Origin of the sequence: Comamonas guangdongensis, assembly GCF_041079535.1 — a bacterium.
GTDB lineage: Bacteria > Pseudomonadota > Gammaproteobacteria > Burkholderiales > Burkholderiaceae_C > Comamonas > Comamonas guangdongensis.
The window spans coordinates 68353-93258 of sequence record NZ_JBFYGN010000014.1 but is presented as its reverse complement, the minus strand read 5'-3'; the positions used below and the strand labels follow the sequence as shown (position 1 = coordinate 93258).

Genomic DNA, 24906 nt, shown 5'->3' with positions numbered 1-24906 from the left:
GATAACACTTAGAAAATTCATAAAACCCTACGAGATTGTTCTACCTAGAATCCGACCTTCCCGCCGAATTCCCCAACTGTCTGGGCGTGTTTGGACGAGGTATTTTTTAGGGAGACTCCATGCAAACCATGTTCAAGATCGCCGCCGTTGCACTGGCCGCCACCGCGGCCGTCAGCAGCCATGCCGACAACAGCTACCCCGTGGCCGGCAAGACGATTACCATCATCGTGCCCTTCACGGCCGGCGGCCCGACCGACAAGGTGGCGCGCGATCTGGCCGAGTCCATGCGCAAGCAGCTGAACAATGCCACCATCGTCATCGACAACGCCGACGGCGCCGGCAGCACCATCGGCACGGCCAAGGCCGCACGCTCCAGGAATGACGGCTACACGCTGCTGCTCACGCACATCGGCATGTCCACGATCCCGACGCTGTACCGCAAGCTGTCGTTCAACGTGCTCAACGACTTTGAATATGCGGGCATCATCAACGATGTGCCCATGACGCTGATCGGCCGCCCGACGCTGCCGGCCAAGAACTTCGCCGAGGTCAAGGACTGGGTGGGCAAGAACCAGGGCAAGGTCAATCTGGCCAATGCCGGCGTCGGCTCCGCATCGCATCTGTGCGGCCTGATGTTCCAGGCTTCGCTGCAGCAGGAAATGACGCCCGTGCCTTACAAGGGCGCCGCTCCCGCCATTGCCGATCTGATGGGCAACCAGGTCGACCTGCTGTGCGACCAGACCACCAACACCACCTCCCAGATCGCGGCCAAGAAGGTCCAGGCCTATGCCGTGACCACCTCCAAGCCCCTGACCACGCCCGCGCTCAAGGACCTGCCCACGCTGCAGTCGCTGGGCATCAAGGACTTCAACGTGACCATCTGGCACGGTCTGTATGCACCCAAGGGCACGCCGGCCGAGGTGGTCAAGAAGATCAACGAGGCCATGAAGGCTTCGCTCAAGGATCCCGAATTCATCAAGCGCCAGGAAGCCCTGGGCGCCGTGATTGCCAGCGACGACCGCACCAGCCCCGCGGGCCACAAGAAGTTTGTGGAAAGCGAAATTGCCAAGTGGGGCAAGGTGATCAAGGCGGCCGGCATCTACGCCGACTAAGCCGAGGTCCCGTTGAGAAACAAAGCCCGCGCAAGCGGGCTTTTTCATTTGAGCGCCCGGGATGCGGCTACCAGACCACTTCCTTGTCGTGGGCGGCGCTGCGGCGCAGCATCTCCACAAAGGGCACGATGCGCTGGCTCAGGCCCACGGTGTCCCTGGAGCCCGGTTTGGCCTCCTCCTGCAGCTCCTCGTCCTCGGACTGGGCCTGCGCGGCACGGCGCTCGGCGTCCTGCGCCGCAGCGGCCTCGAGCGCCGCGATGGCAGCCGGGATCTGCTCCACGGTGAGGATGCCATGCAGCTCATCGGGCGACTTGCCGATGATCTCCAGCAGCTGGCGGCCATTGGCCTCCAGCATGATGAGGTCCGCCGTGGCGCGCGATTTGAATTTGTAGAGCATGGACTGTTCCTTCAACGGTAGATGTATTCCCGGTTGAAAGGATAGCTGCTCTGCGCGCCCTTGATGACGCCGGTGCGCATATCGCCGTCGGGCTTGCAGCACAGCATTTGGTGCAGGGCCGTCCAGCCCCGCTCGAAGCCCATGGCGCAGCCGGACAGATACAGGCGGTAGGCGCGCAGGGCACGCGCGGCCGGTTCCGGGCCATGCTGGGCCGCCAGAATCCGCTGCGCCTCGTCCAGCCGGGATTCCAGCGCGTCGGACCAGGCCCAGAGCGTGAGCGCATAGTGGGGCCGCAGGTTCTCGGTATCCAGCATCTCCAGGCCGCTGGCGCCCAGGTCGTGGAGCACGCGGCTCACATGCATGAGTTCGCCGCCGGGGAAGATATAGCGGTTGATGAAGTCCCCCATGCCGGCGCCCAGTTCGGCATTGCTCACCCCGCCCGCGGTGATGCCGTGCACCAGCGCCAGCCCGCCGGGCTTGAGCATCTTGTGGATGGTCTCGAAGTATTCGGGCAGATTGGCGCTGCCCACATGCTCGAACATGCCCACCGAGCCTATCTTGTCGAACGGCTCCACGCCATCCATCTGCCGGTAGTCGCGCAGCTCCACCTGTACGCGGCCCTGCAGGCCTTTTTCAGCGATCTGGCGCTGCACATGCTCGAACTGGTTGCGCGACAGCGTGATGCCATGGGCTTGCACGCCATAGTTTTCCGCGGCCCAGAAAATCAGCCCGCCCCAGCCCGAGCCTATGTCCCAGAAGCGCTCGCCGGGCTGCAGCCTGAGCTTTTTGCAGATGTGGTCGAGCTTGGCCTCCTGGGCCTGGGCCAGGCTCATGCCCCGATCCTTGAAATAGGCGCAGGAGTAGACACGGCGCGGGTCCAGCCACAGCGCGTAGAAGTCGTCCGAGAGGTCGTAATGGAACTGGATCTGCTCGGCGTCCCGCGTGAGCGTGTGCATGGTCAGGGACTTGGCCTTGGAGACCGTCTGCTCCAGCCAGGTGGGCCGGTGCTGCACGGGGTCGGTCTGCAGCAGGCCGGCCGCCGCCGCCATGATGTCGCGGGCCTGGCCCTTGACCTCCACCCAGCCCTCGACAATCGCCGCGCCGACGGAGCCCACCTGGCCGTCCAGCAGCGCCGCGAGGGCCTTGGGAGAGCGAAAAATCAACTGAACCGCGCTGTTCTCGGGGCCGACCCGCTCGCCCGAAGGGAGCTGCACCGAGGCTGTCACAGGAAGTCTTGCGAGAAGCGGTTCCAACGTGCTCAACAGGTTTTTCATGAAAACCTATTGTTCACATCAAGTATTGCAGGGTCAAGACGGCGCGTGGCGCCTATCTGTCAGCCGATGCAGGAGATGGCTGGCGGAGCGCAGCGCTATGCGCCCGGCTCAGGACATGCCCTCAGTTGCGTCGATGCACCAGTTTTTCATACGCTTTCAGCGTGGCCGGAGCCACCGATTGCAGCACCTGCTCGTAAGCCGTCTTGTGCCGCGCGATCAGGCGCATGGAGGCCACGGTTCGGCTTTTGCAGAACCAGTGGCAGCTGTGCTGCATCAGCATCAGCTCGGCCGTCATGGTGAAGGCGCGGCGCTTGCGCTCCTCCTCGTCGCGGGCCGCCCCCACCTGCACGGCGGCGATGGACTGGGCATGCAACTTCATGGCCGCGCGCATATCCAAGGTAGCAGATGGGATCAGGCGATCCATATAGGGCAGGGCCAGCGGCAGCGTGCTGGCGCGGGTCGACTCCAGCGGCAGCGTCGCGAACTCGTCGGCAAAGCGCTGGAACTCGGCCACCAGGCTGCTTTCGGTGTTCTCGAGCACCGTCCAGATCTGCGCGCGGCGCTGGACATCGGGCTCGCCGATCACGCGCAGATAGCCTTCCATCAACCCGGCCATGAGCTTCTCGATCTGGAAGCGCGACAAATGCTGGGCCAGCAGCTGGGTGTGCTGACGCTGCTCCTGCTTCTTGAGCAGGTAGAGCACGGTGGTGACAATGATGGCAAGAGTGAGGAAATCCATGAAACCGAACCCGACGGGCGGACAAGTGCAATGAGAAAAAGAATGAGTGTAGTCAGCCTGGCGGCCTCCCTGCTCATTGCCACCGCAATTGTGAGTCTGGCCGGCTGCAGCAGCATCGGCTATTACTGGCAGGGTTTCAAGGGGCAGATGCAGATCATGCAGGCGGCCCAGCCCATAGACAGCTGGCTGGCCGACGAGACCCTGAGCCCGGCGCTGCGCCAGCGCCTGCTGGCCGCGCAGCAGATGCGCCGCTTTGCAAGCCAGGAGCTGGCCCTGCCCGACAACCCCAGCTACACGCGCTACGCCCTGCTGCAGCGCAGGTATGCGGTCTGGAACGTGGTGGCTGCTCCCGCGTACAGCCTGGAGATGCACCGCTGGTGCTTTCCGGTCACGGGCTGCATCGCCTACCGCGGCTATTTCGCCCAGGCCGATGCGCAGGCCGAGGCCCATGCGCTGCAGGCCCAGGGGCTGGAGACCAGCGTCTACGGCGTGCCCGCCTATTCCACCCTGGGCTATCTGAACTGGCTCGGCGGCGATCCGCTGCTCAGCACCTTCATCGACTGGCAGGAAGGCGATTTTGCGGGCCTGATGTTCCACGAGCTGGCTCATCAGCTGCTGTACGTGAAGGGCGACACCGCCTTCAACGAATCCTTCGCCACCGCGGTGGAGCGCAGCGCCACACCGCTGTGGCTGCAGGCCCAGGCGAATGCAGCCACGCAAAAGCGCTGGCTGCAGGCCCAGCAGCGCAGAAAGCTCTGGCAGCAGCTGACCCGCGACACGCGCGAGCGCCTGCAGGCCCTCTACGGGCAAAACTCCGAAAAAAGCCCTGATGAAAAAGCGCTTGATGCCGGCAAAGCCCGCATCTTCAAGGACTTCCGCTTTGCCTATGCGGGCCTGCGCGCGCAATGGCTGCAGGCCGACGAGCCGCTGCTGACTACCGAAGCCCTGCGCCAGCAGTACTACGAGCGCCTGCAGCAGACCGATGACTGGGTGGCCCAGGCCAATAACGCCAGTTTCGGCGCCCTGGCCGCCTATGACGACTGGGTGCCGGCCATGACACAATGGTGGCAGCAGCTCCAGGGCGCCAGTCCGCCCACTCCCGCAGGCTGGCGCCGCTTCTATGCCCGGATGCGCGAGCTGGCAGCCATGGAGCCCGAGGCGCGCACCCGGCTGCTGTGCCAGCATGTGCCGGCCAATCAATCCCCGCCCCCGGCCTGCCTGGCACAGACCGGGGTTCCTGGGGATTGACAGTTTCAGAGTGTTTTAAGAAATCCCGCCCACACTTTCAGCTTACTTTCCATTTTGCCGTCTGCCTTGGCCATATCCGCTCTCACCTCACGCCTGAGTAAGCACCTGCTCCAACCCCGCACCCCTCAGTTCGTTGCCCTGTGCCTGGCCCTCTGGCTGACGCTCACGGCCAACTGGGCGCTGTGGCTGCGCCTGCCCACGCTGGACGGCTATCACGGCAGCCTGGCCCTGCTGGCCCTGCGCACCCTGCCGCTGATACTGGGAGCGATTCTGCTGATCACCAGCCTGTTCGCCTGGCCGCGCTGGATGAAGCCCTTCTGGATCGCTCTGCTGCTGATCTCGGCCAGCTCCCAGTACTTCATGGTGTCCTACGGCACCATCATGGATCAGGGCATGATCCACAACATACTGCAGACCGATGTGCGCGAAAGCTCGGACCTGTTCAATCCCAAGTTGCTGGCCGAGCTGCTGCTGATCGCCATACTGCCTGCCATCTGGCTGTGGAAGACGCCCATCAGGGGCACGGGCCAGGCCTGGCGCAATGTGCTGCGCACCCTGCTGCTGCTGGCGGGCGCCGTCGCGCTGGTGGCCGCCTCCGTCGGCGTCTCGTACAAGGAGCTGGCGCCCGTGGTGCGCAACAATCTGTGGTTGCGCTTCATGATCAATCCCGTCAACCCCGTGCTGTCCGCGGTCGGCGTGTTGCTGGACCCGGTCCTCAACAAGCCCCGGCCTTTTGTCAGCATCACGGGTGGCGCAGCCCTGGGCAGCTCCTATGCGACGGCCCAGAAACCGCCGCTGCTGGTACTGGTCGTGGGCGAGACCGCGCGCGCCAAGAACTTCAGCCTCAACGGCTATGAACGCGACACCAATCCCGAGCTTGCCAGGCAAGAGGTGCTGAGCTGGCGCAATGCTCACTCCTGCGGCACCAGCACGCGCGAATCCGTGCCCTGCATGTTCTCCAACCTGGGCCGCGAGGGCTTTTACGGCTCCAAGGTCGAGCATGACAACCTTCTCGACGTGCTGCAGGCCGCGGGTCTGGCCGTGCTTTGGGTGGACAACCAGGCGGGCTGCAAAGGCGTGTGCAAGCGCGTGCCATTCGCGGACACGGCCGACAGCGTGAACAGCCCCGCAGGCAAGGCCTTGTGCGCCGCCGACGGCGAGTGCCTGGACGGCATGCTGCTCAGCGGCCTGGAGGAGCGCATCGCCAAGCTCGACCCCGCACGCCGCGCCAAGGGCCTGGTGCTCGTCATGCACCAGATGGGCAGCCATGGGCCCGCCTATTACAAGCGCTCCACGCCCGATCTCAAGGCCTTCAAGCCCGAGTGCGAGACCAATGCCTTGTCCAGCTGCCCCCAGCAGAACGTGGTCAATGTCTATGACAACTCGATCCGCTACACCGACCACTTCCTGAGCCAGACCATAGACTGGCTCAAGGCCCAGCAGAGCCAGTACGAAACCGGCATGTTCTACATGTCCGACCATGGCGAATCGCTGGGCGAGATGGGCATCTACCTGCACGGCATGCCTTATGCGATGGCGCCCGAGGATCAGAAACATGTGCCCATGATCGCCTGGCTGGGCACCCTGGGCGCGCGCACCCATCTGGACCAGAGCTGCCTGAACAAGACGCTGGACCAGCCCGTCTCGCATGACAACCTGTTCCACACGGTACTGGGTCTGATGAACGTCACCTCCCCAACCTACAAACAACCTCTGGATGCACTTGCCAGCTGCCGCGCAGCCAGCTAGGCATTGGTTGCCAAGCACAAAAAGGCCTGCCGGATTAATGGTCCAGCAGGCCTTTTGCCATTGCAGTTTCTGTGCTGGAAGCTATCAAAAGCAGTGCATCACTCGCCCTGGGAGCCGCGGCGCGCCCAGCCCGTGGTGTGCTTTTCGAGCAGGTTGAACAGCTCGTACATCACCATGGCCATGGCCCCCACCACGATCAGCCCCGCAAAGGCCAGACCCATCTGCATGGAAGATCCGGCCGAGACCAGCAGATAGCCGATGCCCTCGTTGGCAGCCGTCATCTCGCTGACCGTGGTGCCCACAAAGGCCAGCGTGATCGCGACCTTGAGCGAGCCGTAGAAATACGGCAGGGAACGCGGCAGGCCGACCTTGATCAGCACATCCCAGCGCTTGGCGCCCAGCACGCGCAGCACGTCTTCGAGTTCGGGCTCCAGCGTGGCCAGACCCGTGGCGATGTTGACCATGATGGGGAAAAAGCTGATCAGAAAGGCCGTGAGAATTGCCGGTCCTGCGCCGATGCCGAACCAGACCACCAGAATCGGCACGAATGCGGCCTTGGGCAGGGCGTTGAAAGCCGTCATCAGCGGATAGAAGGCCGCATAGGCCAGGCGCGAGGAGCCGATCAGAAAGCCCAGCAGCACACCCACTGCAATTGCCAGCACAAAGCCCGCCATGGTCACCCAGTAGGTGCGCCAGGCATGCATGGCAATCGTGCCCGCAAACTCATAGAGTTGGTGGCCTATGGCCCAGGGGCTGGGGAAGATGAATTCCGAAACGCCGAGGCCCGAGCAGATGATCTGCCAGAGCAGGACGATCAGCAGCAATAGCAGCCAGGGAGCCCAGCGCTCGGCGGTTTTTTGATGTTTCATGATGCGCCTTATTGAGGAATGGCGGCGGCGGTGTCGGTGCCGCTCTTGCGCAGGGCGCCGATATGGCCGCGCAGCTCGTAGACGATGTCCGAGAACTCGGGCGTGTAGGTGACCTCGAGGTCACGCGGGCGCGGCAGGTCGATATCGCGGCGCACCACGAAGCGGCCCGGGCTTTTGCTCATCACATAGACGGTATCGGCCAGGAACACGCTCTCGCGCAGATCGTGCGTGACCAGGATCACATTGAACTTCTGCTCGGCCTGCAGGTCGCGCAGAATGCACCACAGCTCTTCGCGCGTGAAGGCGTCGAGCGCGCCAAAGGGCTCGTCGAGCAGCAGCATCTGCGGCTCGTGAATCAAGGCGCGGCAGATGCTGGCGCGCTGCTGCATGCCGCCCGAAAGCTGCCAGGGAAATTTGCGCTCATAGCCCGCCAGTCCGACCTTGCCCAGCAGCTCGACGGCCCGCGCCTCGTATTCCTTGCGCTTTTGCTTGAACCGGGAACGGTGCGGCTCCACGATCTCCAGCGGCAGCAGCACATTGTCCAGCGTGCTGCGCCAGGGCAGCAGCGAGGACGACTGGAAGGCCATGCCCGAGATCTTGAGCGGCCCGGTCACGCGCTGGCCATCGACCGTGATGCGGCCCATGGACGGCATCTTCAGGCCCGTGGTGAGCTTCATGAAAGTGGACTTGCCGCAGCCCGAGGGACCGACGATGGCGATGAACTCGCCGCGCTGCACCCTGAGGTCTATGGCCTCCACCGCAAAGTGGTTGGCCTGCAGCAGCTCTTCGTTATAGGCCAGCCAGACGTCCTTGAATTCGACGAAGGGCCGGGCAGCTTCTGTATCTGATGATTTCATAAAAGCAGGCTTTAGCGCTTGTCTCACAAGCGCATCCAGCTATCAATCAATGAGCAATTACTTCTTGGGGAAGACGTCGAGTTCCGCCACGGGCGGCAGGAAGCGGCCGCTCCAGAGCGTCTCGGGGTTCACGCGTGTCTTGGTCGCGTAGACGTCCGAGACCTGGGAGGCCATCAGCGCCATGCGCGCGGGGCTGACCTGGCCAAAGCCTTCGGCGCGCGCATCGGCGGTGTTGATCACCGTGTCGATCGCCAGCTGCAAACGGCGGGTTTCGAGCGCCGTGTTGACGATGCCGTCGCGCTCCTTCACATAGGCGATGGCGGCACCGGGGTTGGCCATGACTTCCTTGGCGCCCTTGCTGAAGGCCTTTAGGAAGGCGCGCACGGCCTCGGGGTTCTCGCGCACCAGCCTGGCGCTGGCGATGATGGCGTTGCCATAGAGCTTGACGCCGTTGTCGGCAAACGGCATGACCGTCACCTCGGCGACCTTGACGCCACGCGCCTCCAGGTTCAGCAGCGAGGTAAAGGTAAAGCCCGTGATGACATCGATATCGCCGCGCACCAGCATGGTCTCGCGCAGCGGCGGGTCCATGGTGGTCCATTGCACGTCGCCGACCTGGTTGGCCTTGGCAAACAGCGGGAAACCGCGCCGGCCCGCATCAAACACCGGCGCACCCAGCTTTTTGCCCGTCAGATCCGCCGGCTTGGCAATGCCACTCTTCTTGAGCGCCATGACCGAGGCCGGCGTGTTGTTGTAGACCATCATCACGGCCACGGGCTTGTCCTTGACATCGGGGTTGTTGGCATGAAACTCCATGAGCGCGGCCAGGTCGGCAAAGCCCATGTCGTAAGAGCCCGATGCCACGCGCTGAATCGCGCCGCCGGAGCCGCTGCCGGCGTCCACCGCCACATTCAGACCCGCAGCCTGGAAATAGCCTTTGGCGACAGGCTGCAGAAACAGCGCCGCAGGCCCTTCAAAACGCCAGTCGAGCTGGAATTTGATGGGTGTGGCGGCAAAGGCCGCCGTGGCGCTGGCAAAACTGCCCAGGGCCAGAACGGATTGCAGGAACAGGCGCTTGGTTTGCATGGTGGCTTCCCTCTCTCTATGTCAATGAATTGCGGTTGAACACGTGCCGGCGCTCAGACCTTCCAGGCGCCCTGGTGCGAGCTGCTGGCCTCTTCGATCAGGGCCGGCCCGATGCATTCGATGGCGTGCGAAGCGGCCCGGAACACATCGCGGCAGGACAGCTCGGCATCCTTCTGATCGAATCGCTCGCCGCGGAACACGCGCAACCGCTCGGCGTCGATGCCATAGACCACGCGGCCGATGGCGGACCAGAAGATCGCACCCGCGCACATCACGCAGGGCTCGGCAGACGAGTACAGCGTGGCGACGGCCAGTTCATCGCGTGAATGCAGAGGGCTGGCCAGGCGGATGGCGGACAGCTCGGCATGGGCCGTGCAATCGCCGCTCTCGCCGTTGGCATTGCTGGCCTGGGCCAGCACGCGCCCGTCGGCAGCCACGATCAGCGCGCCAAACGGCCGGTTGCCGCGCTCGCGCGCCGTATCCGCGAGCGCAATGGCTTCGCGCAAATAACGGCCATCGGCGTCATTCAAGGCCTGGGCTTGAGGCAAGGACATGGCTGGCTCCTCCTCAGGCCTTGAGCATGCGCGCCGACCTGGCGGGCAGCATGCTGCTGTTGAACAGTGCATCGGCAGATGGCGCGGTCTTGAGCTCAAAGGTCTGCACCACGCTGTCCAGCTGCTGCTCCAGCAAGCGCTTGCTGAAGTCGCCCAGTCCATGGCTTTTTGTGTCTGCCGCGGCCACATACTGGGCGGTGATGGACCAGCGCTCCAGCTCCAGTTTCTCGTCGAGAATCGGTTCGCGCTGGCGCACGGCGGCAATGCCTGCTGCGGGGTTGGCAAGGCATTCCACGATCGCGCGGTTGGTGGCGCGCAGGAAAGCGGCCACGACCTGCGGCTTCTCGGCGATCAGCTGGCTGGACGCGAGGATCGCATTGCCATACAGATGAACGCCTGCGTCGCTGTAGCGCAGTATGGAAAGCTCCTCGGGCTTGAGGCGCGCAAACAGCGATACCGCCGAGTCATGGAAATAAGTGGCGGCATCCACATCGCCGCGCACCATGACGTTGTCGCGGGCCGAGAACTCCGTCGTCGACCAGGCAAACAGATCGGCGGGCAGGTTCCTGCGCCGCGCCACCATGGGCCAGGCACGGCGCGTGGACTCCACGGCCGCTGCAGCCACCTTCTTGCCCTTGAGACTTGCGAAATCCGAAGTGATGCCCCGGTCCTTGCGCCCGATGATCACAAAGGGCGCGCGGTTGTAGTACTGGTAGACGGCCTGTAAGCGCGGCGTGCCGGCGTTCTGCGCATTGAACTCGATCAGCGAGCTGATATCGCCCAGTCCCAGCTGGTAGGCGCCGCTGGCGATGCGGGTGATGGAGGCCACCGAGCCCGATCCCACATCCAGGCTCACATCCAGCCCTTCTTCGCGGTAATAGCCGTTTTGCTGCGCCAGAAAGAACGGCGCCGTCTGGCCGTTGACGCGGAAATCCAGCGTGAATTTCAGCGGAGTCAGCGACTTGCCCTGGGCATGAACCCAGGGTGCGCTGCAAAGAGGCAGGGCAGCAAGAAAATGGCGACGTTGCATGGTGGAACTCTCAGGTCTCTGGCGGCGAAGGATCCAGCAGCGACAGCCACTGGCAGGACTTGAGCAATTTCCGGGCACTGCACGCAGATGCAGGCTGAACGCTTCTACTCGTTCAACCATCTAGCAATTGGCGTGCCTGCTTTTGGCTGCACCTTGCCGGGTATCGACAAGGTGCATGCAAGCAGGGGAAATGCATGGCTTTATGCACGGCGACGCACCAGATTGAGGCCATGCACCAAAACCAAGAGCGCCGGCGTCTCGCCAGCCGGCTGGCACGTTGTTTGCTGCACTCAAATCAAGAGTAGAAGCGTTCAGCACGGTGCCCTGACCAGCCCTTGGTCAGCAGCTTCGCGGGTCATTGCTCTTGAAGTGGGTGCGGCAGCAGGCCGCGCCTGGTATCCACACTTCAGATGCCCGCTGCTCCGCACCTACTGGCAAAGCCGGTGTCTGAAGTCATTGCAAGAGAGAGCTTTATGCAGAGCATGACCAGCCACGCTTACGGCCTTGGCGAACTGAACAAGGAAGCCCGCATGGGCGGGCAAGGCGCAGAAACCTCGGCGCGCGAAGTTCGCGTCATAGACATCAGCGACTTCGAGCAGCGCAAGCAGGAGATTGCCGAGCAGATCTGGAACGCCTCGACGGACATCGGCTTCTTCCAGGTCTGCGGCCATGGCATTGCCCAGGCCGATATCGATGCGGCATTCGGGCGCGCCGAGCAATTCTTCGCCCTGCCCTCCGAAACCAAGGCGCAATGGCCGCTGGCGCGCAATGCGGGCTGGGAACACAAGGCGCAAATTCGCCCATCCACCCGAACGCCAGATCAAAAGGAGTCCTATCAGGTCACACGCCCGCGCATGGAGGGCCTGTGGCCCAGCGAGCAAGAACTGCCCGGCTTCAAGCAGGCCACGCTGGCCTTCGAGCGCCAATGCTGGCAGGTGGGCATGCAGCTGCTGTCATGCTTTGCCTACAAGCTGGGCTTTGATGAGGAGTTCTTCACGCGTGCGCATGACCCCGCGGCCGGCAGCTACCAGAGCACGCTGCGCATGCTGCATTACTTTGCCGTGGACCCGGCACTCCAGGACGAAATAGGCCTGTGGCGGGCGGGCGCACATACGGACTTCGACTGCCTGACGCTGTTGTTCCAGCGCGCCGGCCAGGGCGGCCTGCAGGTGCTGCCCGGCAAGGAGGCCGAGGCCCAGCAATGGACGCCCGTGGAACCTGTGGACGGTGTCATCACCTGCAATATCGGCGACATGCTGACACGCTGGAGCGACGACCAGTTGCCCAGCAATTTCCATCGCGTGCGCAACCCTCAGCCCCATGAATACCAGGGTGCGCGCTACAGCCTGGCCTTCTTCTGCCAGGCCAATGAGGATGCGGTGATCGAAGGGCCGGCCAAAAAATATCCGCCCATCACCGGGGCGGAATATCTGCGCCAGCGCATCAGCGCCAATTTCTCGAACCAGTATTGAGCCTCTGCGCGGCTGCGCCAGTTTCCAGCGTCCCAGTCTTTGGCGCGGCCTGGATTGAAACGACAAGGCCCCGGAGCCCGGGGCCTTGTCGGCGATCAGGAGTGGCGCTGATCAGCGCAGCGACTCGATGAGATCGATGTACTGTTGCTTGGCCTCATCCAGCGTCGTGCCTTCCAGCTTGGCCCAGGCATCCCACTTGGCGCGGGCCACCATGTCGGTGAAGCTGGGCTTCTTGGTCTCGTTGTCGCCCTCGGTGGCCTGCTTGTACAGCGCGTAGATCTTCAGCAAGGTGGCGTTGTCGGGACGCTCGCTGATCGAGGTGGAGTTCTTGACGGCGGCTTCGAAATTGGCGTTCAGATCGGACATGGATAGGTCTCCGGGTTTATAGATATCCCGGCCAGTGTAGCGAAAAAACCCATAAATTAGAACGATCGTTCTTTTTTTCTCACAACCCCAACGCTGCCCTCGTTGCGACCCCTTTCTGCGCAGGGTCTAGCGGCTCCTACAGACGATTTGATTTCAAAAGATATAATTTCATCTGAAATCAAATCGAAAGCACGCCATGAGTCTGGATTCACGCCTGGAGCGAATCTTGGCCGGCAAGCCGGCCCGCCACCGGGATGCGGTCGCCGCCTCCCGCCTGCTGCTGCATACCGCCACCCTGCTGGAGCGCCGCGTGGACGAGGCCCTGGCGCCGTTTGCGGTGCATATGCGCGAATACCTGGCTCTGCACCTGCTGTCCGACAGCGTGCACGAGCCTCTGCGCCCCTCCGACCTCAGCGTGTCGCTGGACGCCACGCGCACCCAGGTCACGCGCCTGCTCGACGGGCTGGAGAAAAAAGGCCTGCTGGTGCGCAGCCAGGACGCACAGGACCGGCGCAGCCTGCAGCTGGCGCTGACGCCGGCCGGAACGCAGCTGCTGCAGCGCTGCGTGCCCACGGTGCAGCAGGTCTATCTGCAGACCTGGGCCGGCCTGGGCGAGCAGGCCACGCGCGTGCTGCAGCAGCAGCTGCGCCAGGTGCACAGCGGCCTGCAGGAGCAGGAGACCGCGGACCAAACCGGCGCCAGCGCCACAACCAAGGCTTGACGGATCTGCGCCAAGCCCTCTGAATCCATAACTGCCCCATGAAAGCCCAGCGCTGGCAAGCGTTCATGCACCGTCGCAAGCAGTGGCTGCTGATGTGGCTGCTCGGCGCCATGGTGGGCATGGAGTTCCTCGAGAACGGCATGTTCGTCTTCGGCTCCTCGCACATCCTGGGCGGCATAGGCGTGGCGCCGCGCGAATTTGCGCAGGTGCAGGCCGCCTACGCCATAGGCAGCATGCTCATGATTGCGCTGCAGCAATGGCTGACGCGCCATTTCGGCTACCGCCACTATCTGCTGATCGCCCTGCTGCTCTATGGCGTCGGCGACCTGGCCTCGGCCAACGCCACCAATCTGGCGGAGCTCACCACGGCCCGCCTGGTGCAGGGCATGGGCGGCGGCGCCTTCTTCATCAGCACGCGGGTGCTGATCCCGCTGCTGTTCTCCGTCCAGCAGCGCCCCAAGGCCGTGCGCATCTACATGCTGAGCATCTTCAGCGTGGGCGCCATCGCCCCGGTGCTCTCGGCCTGGCTGGTGGACAACTGGGGCTGGCGCTGGGTGTTCTGGAGCGTGCTGCCCCTGGTGGGCCTGCTGGCTTTGGGGGTGCGCTGGCTGTTGCCGCGCCATCTGGGCCGCAGCCACACGCCGGTGCACTTTTCCGTGGCGCCCGTGCTGATGTTCGTGCTGGCCGTGGGCTGCGTGCAGTGGAGCTTTTCCGAGGCCCGCTACGAGCTGTTCGACCGGCCCGAGCGCCTGATCCTGGTGGTACTGACCGGCGTGCTGCTGCTGGGCCTGTTCGGCCTGCACCAGTGGAAACACGACGAGCCGCTGCTGCATCTGCGCGACCTCACGCATCCGGGCTTTCTCGTGGGCATATCCCTGTATGCGCTGTACTACTTCGTGATCAATTTCAGCAACTACCTGTTTCCGCAGTTCGCCGAACAGGGGCTGGGCATTCCGCTGCTCACCACGGGCTGGCTCAACAGCTTTTCCGCGGCCATCAGCCTCGTGGTCGCCATCTTCTACATCCGGTATGCGGGCAAGGTGAGCAACAAGCGCGCCATGATGATGACGGGCTGCACGGCCATGGCACTGGCCTGCTGGTGGATGAGCAAGATCGCGCCGGATGCGCCCGTGAGCGCGCTGCTCGGAGCGCTGGTCGTCAAGGGCTTCTTCGGTGTGCTCATGGTGCTGCCCGTGGCCGCGCTGACCTTTCGCGCGCTGGGCGACAAGCTGTTCGCCAAGGGCTACCAGAGCAAGAACATCATGCGCCAGATGATGGCCTCGTTCGCCTCGGCCGTGGCCGCCGTGGCGCTGCAGGACAGTCAGTTCACCGAATACACCGAGCTCATGGGCCGCGTCACGCCCGGCAACCAGACCGCCGTGGCGTGGCTCACTCAGCTGCAGGCCAGATTCGAGGGCCTGGGCTATGCGGCCGGCCAGGCCCATGGCGCCGCACTCGCGGAACTGAGCAATGTGGTCCACCACCAGGCTTTCTTCATGGCCTGCCAGAACCTGTATCAGTGGCTGGCCCTGGTCGCCGCGCTGGCGGCCGTGGTGGTCAGCGTGCAGCGGCACCTGAAGTAGCCCCGCAGCCACTGGCTCCCGCCAAGCCAGGACAGCGAGCAAGGGCCGCCCCGCAGCGAGGCTGTCGCCCCCCTCCCGAAGAGAGAGGGGGAAGGCGCGCAGCGCCTCAGGGGGTGGAGTTCAGCCACCTTTGCGCCAGCTTGACCCAGAAGGTGGCGCCCAGAGGAATCAGCTCATCGTTGAAGTCGTAGCTGGGGTTGTGCAGCGTGCAGGGTCCGCCGCCATGGCCCAGGGCGCGGTGGTCGCCATCACCGTTGGCGATGAAGCAATAGGCGCCGGGCTTTTCGAGCAGCATGAAGGCGAAGTCCTCGGCGCCCATGGACGGCTCCTGGGGCACGACGCCTGCATCGCCCAGGATCTCGCGCATGACCTGCTGGGCAAACTCGGCTTCAGGGGCGCTGTTGATGGTGGGCGGATAGTTGCGCACGAACTCGAACTCGCAGCGCGCGCCATGGGCCGCGCAGATGGACTCGCTGACCTGCTGCATGCGCTGCTCGATCAGGTCCAGTACCTCCAGCGTGAAGGTCCGCACCGTGCCCTGCAGCTCCACGCTGTCGGGCACCACATTGGTGGCCTCGCCCGCATGGACCATGGTGACCGAGACCACGCCGGCCTCTATGGGCTTGACGTTGCGGCTGACGATGGTCTGCAGGGCCATGATGAGCTGGGCCGCCACGGGCACGGGGTCGATCACCATATGCGGCATGGCCGCATGGCCGCCCTTGCCGCGTACCACGATCTTGAACTCGTTGCTGGAGGCCATGGCCGGCCCGGCGCCCACGGCCATGGTGCCGGCCTTCATGCCGGGCCAGTTGTGCATGCCAAACACGGCCTGCATGGGAAACTGCGTGAACAGCCCGTCCTTGACCATTTCGCGCGCGCCGCCGCCGCCTTCCTCGGCGGGCTGGAAGATGGCGTAGACCGTGCCCTCAAAGCTGTCGCGGTGGGCCGCCAGATACTGGGCCGCCGCCAGCAGCATGGCCGTATGGCCGTCATGGCCGCAGGCATGCATCTTGCCCGCATGGCGGCTCGCATGCTCAAAGGTGTTGAACTCCTGCATGGGCAGAGCATCCATGTCGGCACGCAGGCCTATGGCGCGGCCGCTCTTGCCGCCGTCGCGGCCGTGGATGATGCCCACCACCCCGGTCTTGCCCAGGCCCCGGTGCATGGCTATGCCCCATTCGCTCAGCTTGGCCGCAACCAGATCCGAGGTGCGGATTTCCTCAAAACACAGCTCGGGGTGGGCATGGATATCGCGGCGCAGCGCGGCGATCTCGGTTGCGCTTTCCTGAAGTTCGGGCAGCAAGGCCATGCGCTCTCTCCTTGGGATCATCAATGGCAGGGCCTACATGATGAGCCAAAGCGAGAGCGCGTGCGCCCCGGCAGACGAAAAGCCTCAGACGCGGACCTTGCCATCCGCCGTGAGCATGGACAGCTCCACAAAGCGCGACCTGCCGGCCTGGGTCTTGAAGGCGATGGGAAAGCCTGCGACCTGGTGGCCGTTCATGGCATCCAGCGCGGCCACCAGGGCCTCGCGCTGCGGCTTGCCGCCGGCCGAAGCCGTCTTCAGGGCCTCGGCCACGATGCGCGCGGCCAGATAGCCTTCCATGCTCGAATGGTTGAGCGCCACCTTGTTGCCGTCTTTCTGCACCGCGCTCTGGAATTCGCGGGCAATGGGCAGGGAGGTCTTGTAGGGCGAGGGCACGACCTGGCTGACCACCACGCCTTCGGCCGCCTTGCCCAGGGTCTGGGCCAGGGCCGAAGTACCGACGAACGAGACGTTGTAGAACTGCCCGCCGTAGCCGGCCTGGCGCGCCGCACGCACAAAGGCGGCGCTGGCGGCGTAGGTGCTGACCTGCACGATCACATCGGCGCCCAGCGGCACCAGGGTCTTGACGGCCTTGGCGACATCCTGCGAATTGCGCTCCACCGTGGCCGAGCCCAGGGGTTTGAGGCCCTGGGCCTGCAAGGCCTCGGTCACGCCGTCCAGGCCCGATTGGCCGTAGGCATCGTTCTGGTGGAAGACCGCGATCTTCTTAAGACCCAGCGCGGTCAGCTGCTTGACCATGAGCGCGGTTTCTTCGGCGTAGGAGGCGCGCACATTGAAGACCAGCTGCGCCAGCCTGGGGTCGCGCAAGCCCTGGCCGCCGGTCAGCGGTGCGATCAGCGGCACCCTGGCCTGCTGCAGCAGGGGCAGGGCCGCCATGCTGGTGGGCGTGCCCAGATAGCCGAACAGGGCCAGCACGTCTTCGGACAGGAATTTTTTGGTGTTGGCGATGCAGCGCTCGGGCTCATAGCCGTCGTCGAGCGTGCGCAGCTCCACCATGCGCCGGCCTATGCCGCCCTGGGCGTTGAGCTGATCGAAGAACAGTTTGGCCCCCTGGGAAAAATCCGTGCCCAGCTGGGCCGAAGGCCCGCTCAGCGCGCAGGACTGCCCCAGCACGATGCTGCCGCCCGCATCCTGCGCCCGGACCACGCCCCCCCAGGCTGCGGCCGCCATGCCCGCCGCAGCCCCCACGAAATGCCTGCGGCTCCATCCCTCTTGTTGCATTGTTTGCCCTCTCTTAGCACCAGTCCATCGTTGCGGGCCCGATCGGCCCGGTCGTTGTCATGCGGAATCTCACGCTTTCTTGGCGTGGATGCGGCCCGCATAATAGGCTGCCTGAATACCCCTAACGAGGGTTACCCCTGATTTTTGCGCCCCCCACGCCATGACCCACATTGTTCAAGTACGCGGCGCCTGTCCGCACGATTGCCCGGACACCTGCGCCCTCGTGACCACCGTTGCCGACGGCACGGCCATCAAGGTTCAAGGCAACCAGGAACATGCACATACGGGCGGCGTGCTCTGCGCCAAGGTCAGCAAATACACGGAACGCACCTACCACGCCGAGCGCGTGCTGCAGCCGCTCAGGCGCGTCGGCCCCAAGGGCAGCGGCCGCTTCGAGCCGGTGAGCTGGGACCAGGCCCTGGACGACATCGCCACCCGGCTGCACGCCATCGCGCAGCGCGATCCCGAAGCCATACTGCCCTACAGCTATGCGGGCACCATGGGCATGGTGCAGGGCGAAAGCATGGACCGGCGCTTTTTCCACCAGCTCGGGGCCAGCCTGCTGGACCGCACCATCTGCGCCAATGCCGGCGGCGAGGCGTTGGCCGCCACCTATGGCGGCAAACTGGGCATGCGCGTGGAGTTTTTTGCCGAGAGCCGGCTGATTCTGATCTGGGGCAGCAACAGCATTGCCAGCAATCTGCACTTCTGGCGCTACGCACAGGAGGCCAAGCGCCAGGGCGCCAAGCTGGTCTGCATAGACCCGCGCAAGAGCGAGACCGCCGATAAATGCCATGAGCATCTGCAGCTGCTGCCCGGCACCGACGCGGCCCTGGCCCTGGCTCTGATGCACGAGCTGATCGTCAACGACTGGCTCGACCACGACTACCTCGCCCAATACACACAAGGCTGGGACGCTCTTAAAGCCAGAGCACTGCAATGGCCGCCCGAGCGCGCGGCCCAGGTCTGCGGCCTGGAGGTGGAGCAGATTCGCGGGCTCGCGCGCGACTACGGCACGACCAAGCCCGCGGCGATTCGCCTGAACTACGGCATGCAGCGCGTGCGCGGCGGCGGCAATGCCGTGCGCGCCATTGCCTGCCTGCCCGCGCTGGTGGGCGCCTGGCGCCATCGCGCGGGCGGCCTGCTGCTCTCAAGCTCGGGGGTATCGCCATTCAAGAGGGCGGCACTGCAGATGCCCCAGCTGCTGGGCTCACGCCGGCCGCGCACGCTCAACATGAGCACCATAGGCGACGTGCTGCTGCACGAGGGCGACGCGAGCTTCGGCCCCAGGGTGGAGGCCATCGTGGTCTACAACAGCAACCCCGTGGCCGTGGCGCCCCATTCCGCCAAGGTGGCCGCGGGCTTTGCGCGCGAGGATCTGTTCACCGTGGTGCTGGATCACTTCCTCACCGATACCGCCGACCATGCCGACTATGTGCTTCCCGCCACCACACAGCTCGAGCACTGGGACATCCACGGCAGCTACGGCCACACCGATGTGCTGCTGAATCGCCCCGCGATCGCGCCCCAAGGCCAGGCGCGCAGCAATGCCCAGATCTTCCGCGATCTGGCAGCCCGGATGGCCGGGCTGGAGCCGGCCTTTGCCGCCGCCCATTTCCAGGACTCCGATGAAGCGCTATGCCGCACGGCAGTTGCGGGTACGGCTATTGATTTCGAGGACTTGCTGCAGCATGGCTTTGCGCATATTCCGCTGCCCGAAGCGCCTTTTGCCCAAGGCGGCTTTGCCACGCCGTCGGGCAAATGCGAATTCGACAACCCGGCCCTGGCCAGGCTGGGCATCAACACCCTGCCCGACCATGTGCCGAACTACGAGGCGCCGACCACGGAGTTCCCGCTGGCCATGATCTCGCCGCCGGCGCGCAACTTCCTCAACAGCACGTTTGCCAACGTGGCCAGCCTGGCCCGCGTGGAAGAGCGCCCGCTGCTGGAGCTGCACCCCGACGATGCGGCGGCCCGCGGCATTGCCGACGGCGACATGCTGCGCGTGTTCAACGCCCGCGGCGAGCATGTCTGCCATGCGGCCATCAACGGCCGCGCACGCGCGGGTGTGGTCGTGGGACTGGGTCTGTGGTGGCGCAAGCATGGAGAGAACGGCACCAATGTCAACGAACTCACGCACCAGCGGCTCACCGACATCGGACGTGCGCCCTGCTTCTACGACTGCGCGGTGCAGGTGAGCAGGGCCGAAATCGGGGCATAAGCCCTAGCCCCCCGGCTGCGGGCCGCAGCCGGATAATGCAGACCAGCCTTCCAACGACCATGCGAGCCGCCTGCGTCCCCGATGAGGGATGGGGCCCGCCCCGCTCGCCCGATTGAATTGACGAAATCACCCAAGCTGAATACGCCCGGCAGGGCCAAGATACGGCCACTGGTCCGCCTGGATCTGCGCCGCCTGATTCTGGCCCTGACCCTGTGCAGCGCCTTGGTCCCGTTTGCCAACACCTTCTACGCGGGCTATCTGGTGCAGCGCCAGCAGCTGATAGACAACACGCTGGAAGGGCATTACGCCTATGCCACCAAGCTCGCGCGCAGCACGGACGACTTTCTGCAGTCGGCGCTGCAGCAGCTGGCCTACAGCGCCAAGCTGCTAGCTCCCCATATGCGGGACGAGCGCTACCTGGGCCGCGAAGTCGACCGGCTGCGGCTGCAGACCCAGAGCTTCAATTCCGTCACCATCATCGACGACACCGGCTATGTGCTGGCCACCTCTCCCGAGACCCTGCAGATCAAGGGCAAGACGCTGCAGAGCGCGGGCGTGGTCGAAACCCTCATGGCCAAGGGCCCGGTGATCAGCCAGCCCTATATGTCGGTTGCGGGCAATTTCATCGTCTTCATCTCCCAGCCGATTTTTGCCGCCAGCGGCAAATACCTGGGCGCCGTGGGCGGCAGCATCTACCTCAAGCGGGACAACATGCTGGACACGCTGCTGGGCTCGCACTTCTACCAGGACAGCTCCTATGTCTATGTGGTGGACAAGAACAAGCACATCATCTACCACCCCGATGACAAGCGCGTGGGCGATGTCGTCCACAACAATCTGGCCATCGACCGGGTCAGCGCCGGCGAATCCAGCCGCGCGTCCCTGACCAACAGCCAGGGCGTGGAGATGCTGGCCGGCTATGCGGTCGTGCCCTCCACGGGCTGGGGCATCGTGGCCCAGCGGCCCAAGCTCGCCACGCTGGCCCCGCTCAATGCGCTCATGAGCTCCGTGCTCTACAAGACGCTGCCCCTGGTCCTCATCATGCTGGTGGTGATCTGGTGGAGCGCCCGCCACATCGCCAGCCCCCTGCGCCAGCTGGCCGACGGCGCGCGCGACATGGACAGACCGGAGACCGCGCAGACCATCCGCTCCGTCAAATCCTGGTACTTCGAATCGCAGGAAATGAAGAAAGCCATGCTCAAGGGCATGGGCCTGCTGCAGCGCAATATCTCCAAGCTGCGCGAGGACGTGAACACCGACCCGCTCACGGGACTGGGCAACCGCCGCCATCTGGAGGCGGCGATCGCCGCCCTCCAGGCCCAGCAGACGCCGTTTGCCGTGGTCGCCATCGACATCGACCACTTCAAGCAGATCAACGACAGATTCGGGCACGACACCGGCGATGCGGTGCTCAAGCAGCTGGCCCAGCAGATACGCACGGTCTCGCGTGCCGAAGACATTCCCTGCCGCGTGGGCGGCGAGGAATTCCTGCTGCTGCTGCCCCAGGCGCCGCTGCTCAGCGCCCTGCAGATGGCCGAGCGCCTGCGCGCGCTGGTGGAGAGCACCGAGCTGCCCGAGGTGGGACGCGTCACCATTTCGTCGGGAGTCGCACACTGGCCCGACAGCGACGACGAGATCAGGGCCGTGTTCCAGCAGGCCGACGCCATGCTCTATGCCGCCAAGCACGGCGGCCGCAATCGCGTGGCGGGATAGGCTTGGGGCAAGCAACGCGACACCAGCGCTCGAAGGCCGTTCAAGCAAAAAAGGCCCGGTGATCCCGGGCCTTTGAGATGGAGCGGCGGCGCTCAGTCCAGCTTGACGCCCGCAGCCTTGATGACCTGGCCCCAGCGCTTGGATTCCGCACGTGCCAGCTGCTGGAACTGCTCGGGCGTGCCGGGCAGGGCCTCCATGCCGAAGTCGGCCATGCGCTTGACCACGTCGGGGTCCTTCAGCGCTTTTTGCAGATCGCCGTTGATGCGCTGCACGACGGCGGGCGGCATGCCCTTGGGGCCCAGAATGCCCTGGAAGGCATAGACCTCGGAGTCCTTGAGGCCCTGCTCGGCCAGCGTGGGCACATTGGGCAGATTGGCCACGCGCTTGGCCGTGCCAATGGCCAGGGCGCGCACCTTGCCGGACTGGATCACGGGCAGGCCCGAAGCCAGGTCCAGGAACATGCAGGGCACCTGGCCGCCCATCACATCGGCCAGCGCGGGCGCTGCGCCCTTGTAGGGGATGTGGGTGAGGCTGGTGCCGGTGCGGTTCTTGAACAGCTCCATGGCCAGATGGTGAGGCGAGCCATTGCCCGGCGAGGCGTAGTTGACCTGGCCCGGGTGGGCTTTCACATAGGCCAGGAACTGGGCGAAGTCCTTGGCTTCGAAGCTCGGGTGCACCACCAGCGCCATGGGGAAGCGGCTGATGCCGCCCACATAGCTGAAGTCCTTCTCGGGGCTGAAGGGCAGCTTGGAGAACAGGTGCTCGTTGTAGGCCAGGATGGCGTTGTCGGCCGACATGATGGTGTAGCCGTCGGGCTTGGCCGAGGCCACGATCTGACCGCCGATATTGGTGGAGGCGCCGGGGCGGTTGTCCACCACGATGGTCTGGTTCAGCGTCTTGCGCATGGCCTCGGCCACGGTGCGAGCCAGCACGTCGGTGCCGCCTCCGGGAGGATAGGGCACGACCCAGCGCACGGGGTTGGCAGGCCATTCCTGGGCCATGGCCAGGGGGGAAGCGGCTGCTGCCGAGCCGGCTGCCACGGCAGCCAGAAATTGACGACGATCCATCGTTTGTCTCCTTGAGGTGAGGTAATGCTTTGCGGCTTCTGCGCAGCTGCCTGGCTTGTAGTTCTTGATAGCAGCTGACGCTTGTATTTATGGCGTTTCCACGGGTTTTGACTCTGATTTCGGCGGCGTCTGCACGGGGAACTTCACGCGCTCGACCTGATAGCCCTTCTTGCGCAGCAGCGCGGGCAGGCCGCCGGGGCCGACCATGTGCAGCGCGCCCACGGCGGCAAACACGCTGTCGCCCTGCTTGAGCAGGCTCGCAATGCCATCGGCCATGCCGGGGTTTCGGCCGTCCAGCATGCGTTTGAGCTGGGCGCGCTCGCGCGGCGTATTCACGCAGCCGCACCATTGGGCATAGCTCTCGAGCTTTTCCTGCCGGCCCTCGGACCACATATCGGCCAGCATGACCATCATGGGTCCGGCCTTGCCGCTTTCCAGCTGCTTGAGGCCGTCGTCCACGGCCTCGGCCACTTCCTTGGGGTCGTCCGACACCAGGTCCTTGAGCTGCAGCTGCGGCGTCTCCAGGCCGATCACGGGCTTGCCCATGGCCCGGGCCGCGCCCGCCAGAATCAGGTCCACGCCATAGCTGGGGTCCAGGCCCTGCCGGCGGCCCGCCTGCGCCAGCAGGCTGAGCACCTGCGCCTCGGGCCGCAGCCGCGCGACGTCCGCCTCGGCGCAGGCCAGCCGCAGCTGCTTGTCCAGACGTGCGGCCAGCGCGGCCGACAACGCGGGCGCACCGTCGCGCGCCTTCAGGCCGGCCTCCAGTTCGGCCAGCACCTGGGGGTCCAGCACATCGAGCTCCAGCGCCAGCTTGTCGGCGCCGCGCAGAGCTTTCACCACTTCCGGCCCCGGCATGAACCAGTCGAGCCTGGAGACATGCATGGTGCCGTAGAGCCAGCTGGTATGCCCATCATGGCGCACGCGCCACAGCAGGCCGCGGTCCTGCGCCCGGGCCGCCAGCTGCTGCAGCTGGGCCGGCGCCGGCATCGCCGCCTTGGGCGGGCAGGCCGGCTGCTGTGCCGGTGCCTCGGCAGCCGGTGCCAGACCGGCCCACAGGGCCAGGGCGACGGCCAGCAGGCCGCGCTCGATCAGGGTTCGACTCCAGAGGATGCGCATGAGCTTCTCCAGGCGGTTCAGGCTTGCGCAGTATCCACGGTTTCGGGTTCCGGCTCGCTGCCGCCGGGCGGTGCAATGTTCTGGTCGATGGCGCCGAAGATGCTCTGGCCGTCCTTGCCCTTCATCTCGATGCGTATGGTGTCGCCGAACTGCATGAACTCGGTCTTGGGCGCGCCGTCCTGGATGGTCTCTATGCAGCGCTTTTCGGCGATGCAGCTATAGCCCTTGGGCCATTCCATGCGCTTTTCCTTGCCCTTGCCGGTTTCCACGCCCTTGTTGCTCACCGTGCCGCTGCCCACGATGGAGCCGGCACGCACGTTGCGGGTCTTGGCGATATGGGCGATCAGCTGGCCGAAGTGGAAGGTCATCTCCTCGCCCGCATCGCACATGCCGACCTTGCGGCCGTTCCAGGTGCTTTGCAGCGTCAGGTGCAGGCGGCCGCCCTTCCAGGCCTCGCCCAGCTCGTCCAGTGTCACGGCCACGGGGCTGAAAGCCGTGGCGGGCTTGCTCTGGAAGAAACCGAAGCCCTTGGCCAGCTCGCCCGGTATCAGATTGCGCAGACTCACGTCGTTGGCCAGCATGACCAGACGGATGCCGTCCAGCGCTTCTTTGGCGTCCGTGCCCATGGGCACGTCGCCGGTGATGACGGCAATCTCGGCCTCGAAGTCTATGCCCATGGCCGTGCTGGGCACGATCACGTCGTCGCAGGGGCCGATGAAATCGTCGCTGCCGCCCTGGTACATCAGCGGGTCGGTATAGAAATTGGCCGGCACCTCGGCATTGCGCGCCTTGCGCACCAGCTCCACATGGTTGATATAGGCCGAGCCGTCGGCCCACTGGTAAGCTCGCGGCAGCGGGGCCATGCAGCGCCGGGGATCGAAGGCGAAAGCATGGCGGGCCTTGCCGTGGTTGAGCTCGTGCGACAGGTCCTGCAACTGGGGCGCCATATAGCTCCAGTCGTCCAGCACCTGCTGCATGCGGTTGGCGATGCCCGTGGCATAGCAGGCCTGGCTCAGGTCGCGCGACACCACGACCAGCTGCCCGTCACGTGAGCCATCCTTGTAGCTTGCCAGTTTCATGCGTTCTCCCTGTCCTCGCAGCACAGGCTGCTGGCACAATGCCAGGCAGCGCTAGCCAAAATTACGATTGGTTAAATTGATTTAACTAAACAAAACACGATT

The 24906-nt window shown here is 64.7% G+C and carries 22 protein-coding genes; 8 read left to right on the top strand and 14 right to left on the bottom strand.

Annotated features, from left to right (window positions below; genetic code table 11):
- Nucleotides 1-119 precede the first annotated feature (119 nt).
- On the top strand, nucleotides 120-1112 hold the full coding sequence (locus AB6724_RS13455; protein ID WP_369339037.1) for a tripartite tricarboxylate transporter substrate-binding protein: 993 nt from the start codon (nucleotides 120-122) through the stop codon (nucleotides 1110-1112).
- Nucleotides 1113-1179: 67 nt separating this feature from the next.
- Here the strand turns inward: AB6724_RS13455 and AB6724_RS13450 are convergent, their stop codons facing one another.
- The 3 genes from AB6724_RS13450 to AB6724_RS13440 all read right to left on the bottom strand — a co-directional run bounded on the left by AB6724_RS13450 (nucleotide 1180) and on the right by AB6724_RS13440 (nucleotide 3522).
- Nucleotides 1180-1509 (bottom strand): DUF1840 domain-containing protein, encoded by a 330-nt coding sequence (locus tag AB6724_RS13450; protein ID WP_369339036.1) that lies wholly within the window; start codon nucleotides 1507-1509, stop codon nucleotides 1180-1182.
- An 11-nt stretch (nucleotides 1510-1520) separates the two neighbouring features.
- Entirely contained in the window at nucleotides 1521-2783 is a 1263-nt protein-coding gene (locus AB6724_RS13445; protein ID WP_369339035.1) for a class I SAM-dependent methyltransferase, read from the bottom strand.
- A 121-nt stretch (nucleotides 2784-2904) separates the two neighbouring features.
- On the bottom strand, nucleotides 2905-3522 hold the full coding sequence (locus AB6724_RS13440) for a hypothetical protein (protein WP_369339034.1): 618 nt from the start codon (nucleotides 3520-3522) through the stop codon (nucleotides 2905-2907).
- Nucleotides 3523-3564: 42 nt separating this feature from the next.
- Here AB6724_RS13440 and AB6724_RS13435 point away from each other — a divergent pair, with 42 nt between their 5' ends.
- Both AB6724_RS13435 and AB6724_RS13430 read left to right on the top strand, forming a co-directional pair.
- A complete protein-coding gene (locus AB6724_RS13435) occupies nucleotides 3565-4770 on the top strand; it encodes an aminopeptidase (RefSeq protein WP_369339033.1) in 1206 nt (401 codons plus the stop codon).
- A gap of 66 nt (nucleotides 4771-4836) precedes the next feature.
- A complete protein-coding gene (locus AB6724_RS13430) occupies nucleotides 4837-6519 on the top strand; it encodes a phosphoethanolamine transferase (RefSeq protein ID WP_439329867.1) in 1683 nt (560 codons plus the stop codon).
- Between the two features lie 98 nt (nucleotides 6520-6617).
- Here AB6724_RS13430 and AB6724_RS13425 read toward each other — a convergent pair whose 3' ends face one another.
- The 5 genes from AB6724_RS13425 to AB6724_RS13405 are packed head-to-tail and all read right to left on the bottom strand — an operon-like array spanning nucleotide 6618 to nucleotide 10915.
- Nucleotides 6618-7388 (bottom strand): ABC transporter permease, encoded by a 771-nt coding sequence (locus tag AB6724_RS13425; RefSeq protein WP_369339031.1) that lies wholly within the window; start codon nucleotides 7386-7388, stop codon nucleotides 6618-6620.
- Between the two features lie 8 nt (nucleotides 7389-7396).
- Nucleotides 7397-8245, bottom strand: a complete 849-nt coding sequence (locus tag AB6724_RS13420) for an ABC transporter ATP-binding protein (protein WP_369339030.1) — start codon at nucleotides 8243-8245, stop codon at nucleotides 7397-7399.
- A 57-nt stretch (nucleotides 8246-8302) separates the two neighbouring features.
- On the bottom strand, nucleotides 8303-9331 hold the full coding sequence (locus AB6724_RS13415; protein WP_369339029.1) for an ABC transporter substrate-binding protein: 1029 nt from the start codon (nucleotides 9329-9331) through the stop codon (nucleotides 8303-8305).
- Nucleotides 9332-9384: 53 nt separating this feature from the next.
- Nucleotides 9385-9885, bottom strand: coding sequence for a nucleoside deaminase (locus AB6724_RS13410; RefSeq protein ID WP_369339028.1), 501 nt, complete (start codon nucleotides 9883-9885; stop codon nucleotides 9385-9387).
- Nucleotides 9886-9898: 13 nt separating this feature from the next.
- Nucleotides 9899-10915 carry an ABC transporter substrate-binding protein gene (locus AB6724_RS13405; RefSeq protein WP_369339027.1) on the bottom strand — a complete coding sequence of 339 codons (1017 nt, stop codon included), beginning with the start codon at nucleotides 10913-10915 and terminating at the stop codon, nucleotides 9899-9901.
- Between the two features lie 473 nt (nucleotides 10916-11388).
- Here AB6724_RS13405 and AB6724_RS13400 point away from each other — a divergent pair, with 473 nt between their 5' ends.
- Nucleotides 11389-12387 (top strand): isopenicillin N synthase family dioxygenase, encoded by a 999-nt coding sequence (locus AB6724_RS13400; RefSeq protein WP_369339026.1) that lies wholly within the window; start codon nucleotides 11389-11391, stop codon nucleotides 12385-12387.
- Nucleotides 12388-12498: 111 nt separating this feature from the next.
- On the opposite strand, the gene AB6724_RS13395 is transcribed toward AB6724_RS13400, so the two are convergent.
- Nucleotides 12499-12753, bottom strand: coding sequence for an acyl-CoA-binding protein (locus tag AB6724_RS13395; protein ID WP_369339025.1), 255 nt, complete (start codon nucleotides 12751-12753; stop codon nucleotides 12499-12501).
- 196 nt (nucleotides 12754-12949) lie between these two features.
- Here AB6724_RS13395 and AB6724_RS13390 point away from each other — a divergent pair, with 196 nt between their 5' ends.
- Together AB6724_RS13390 and AB6724_RS13385 are read left to right on the top strand one after the other, a co-directional pair.
- On the top strand, nucleotides 12950-13474 hold the full coding sequence (locus tag AB6724_RS13390) for a MarR family winged helix-turn-helix transcriptional regulator (protein ID WP_369339024.1): 525 nt from the start codon (nucleotides 12950-12952) through the stop codon (nucleotides 13472-13474).
- Between the two features lie 38 nt (nucleotides 13475-13512).
- On the top strand, nucleotides 13513-15057 hold the full coding sequence (locus tag AB6724_RS13385; RefSeq protein WP_369339023.1) for an MFS transporter: 1545 nt from the start codon (nucleotides 13513-13515) through the stop codon (nucleotides 15055-15057).
- 106 nt (nucleotides 15058-15163) lie between these two features.
- On the opposite strand, the gene AB6724_RS13380 is transcribed toward AB6724_RS13385, so the two are convergent.
- The gene (locus tag AB6724_RS13380; protein WP_369339022.1) at nucleotides 15164-16369 is read right to left on the bottom strand and encodes a M20 aminoacylase family protein; all 1206 of its coding nucleotides are present in this window, start codon (nucleotides 16367-16369) and stop codon (nucleotides 15164-15166) included.
- A gap of 84 nt (nucleotides 16370-16453) precedes the next feature.
- Nucleotides 16454-17608 (bottom strand): ABC transporter substrate-binding protein, encoded by a 1155-nt coding sequence (locus AB6724_RS13375; protein ID WP_369339021.1) that lies wholly within the window; start codon nucleotides 17606-17608, stop codon nucleotides 16454-16456.
- Between the two features lie 160 nt (nucleotides 17609-17768).
- On the opposite strand from AB6724_RS13375, the gene AB6724_RS13370 reads away from it, so the two are divergent.
- The gene (locus AB6724_RS13370) at nucleotides 17769-19829 is read left to right on the top strand and encodes a molybdopterin-containing oxidoreductase family protein (protein WP_369339020.1); all 2061 of its coding nucleotides are present in this window, start codon (nucleotides 17769-17771) and stop codon (nucleotides 19827-19829) included.
- A gap of 183 nt (nucleotides 19830-20012) precedes the next feature.
- On the top strand, nucleotides 20013-21542 hold the full coding sequence (locus AB6724_RS13365; RefSeq protein WP_369339054.1) for a sensor domain-containing diguanylate cyclase: 1530 nt from the start codon (nucleotides 20013-20015) through the stop codon (nucleotides 21540-21542).
- A gap of 92 nt (nucleotides 21543-21634) precedes the next feature.
- On the opposite strand, the gene AB6724_RS13360 is transcribed toward AB6724_RS13365, so the two are convergent.
- The 3 genes from AB6724_RS13360 to AB6724_RS13350 form a co-directional block, all read right to left on the bottom strand.
- Nucleotides 21635-22609: a Bug family tripartite tricarboxylate transporter substrate binding protein gene (locus tag AB6724_RS13360; protein WP_369339019.1), complete on the bottom strand. Its 975-nt coding sequence runs from the start codon at nucleotides 22607-22609 to the stop codon at nucleotides 21635-21637.
- A gap of 87 nt (nucleotides 22610-22696) precedes the next feature.
- Nucleotides 22697-23725: a TraB/GumN family protein gene (locus AB6724_RS13355; protein WP_369339018.1), complete on the bottom strand. Its 1029-nt coding sequence runs from the start codon at nucleotides 23723-23725 to the stop codon at nucleotides 22697-22699.
- A gap of 17 nt (nucleotides 23726-23742) precedes the next feature.
- Nucleotides 23743-24804 (bottom strand): fumarylacetoacetate hydrolase family protein, encoded by a 1062-nt coding sequence (locus tag AB6724_RS13350; protein WP_369339017.1) that lies wholly within the window; start codon nucleotides 24802-24804, stop codon nucleotides 23743-23745.
- Nucleotides 24805-24906 lie beyond the last annotated feature (102 nt).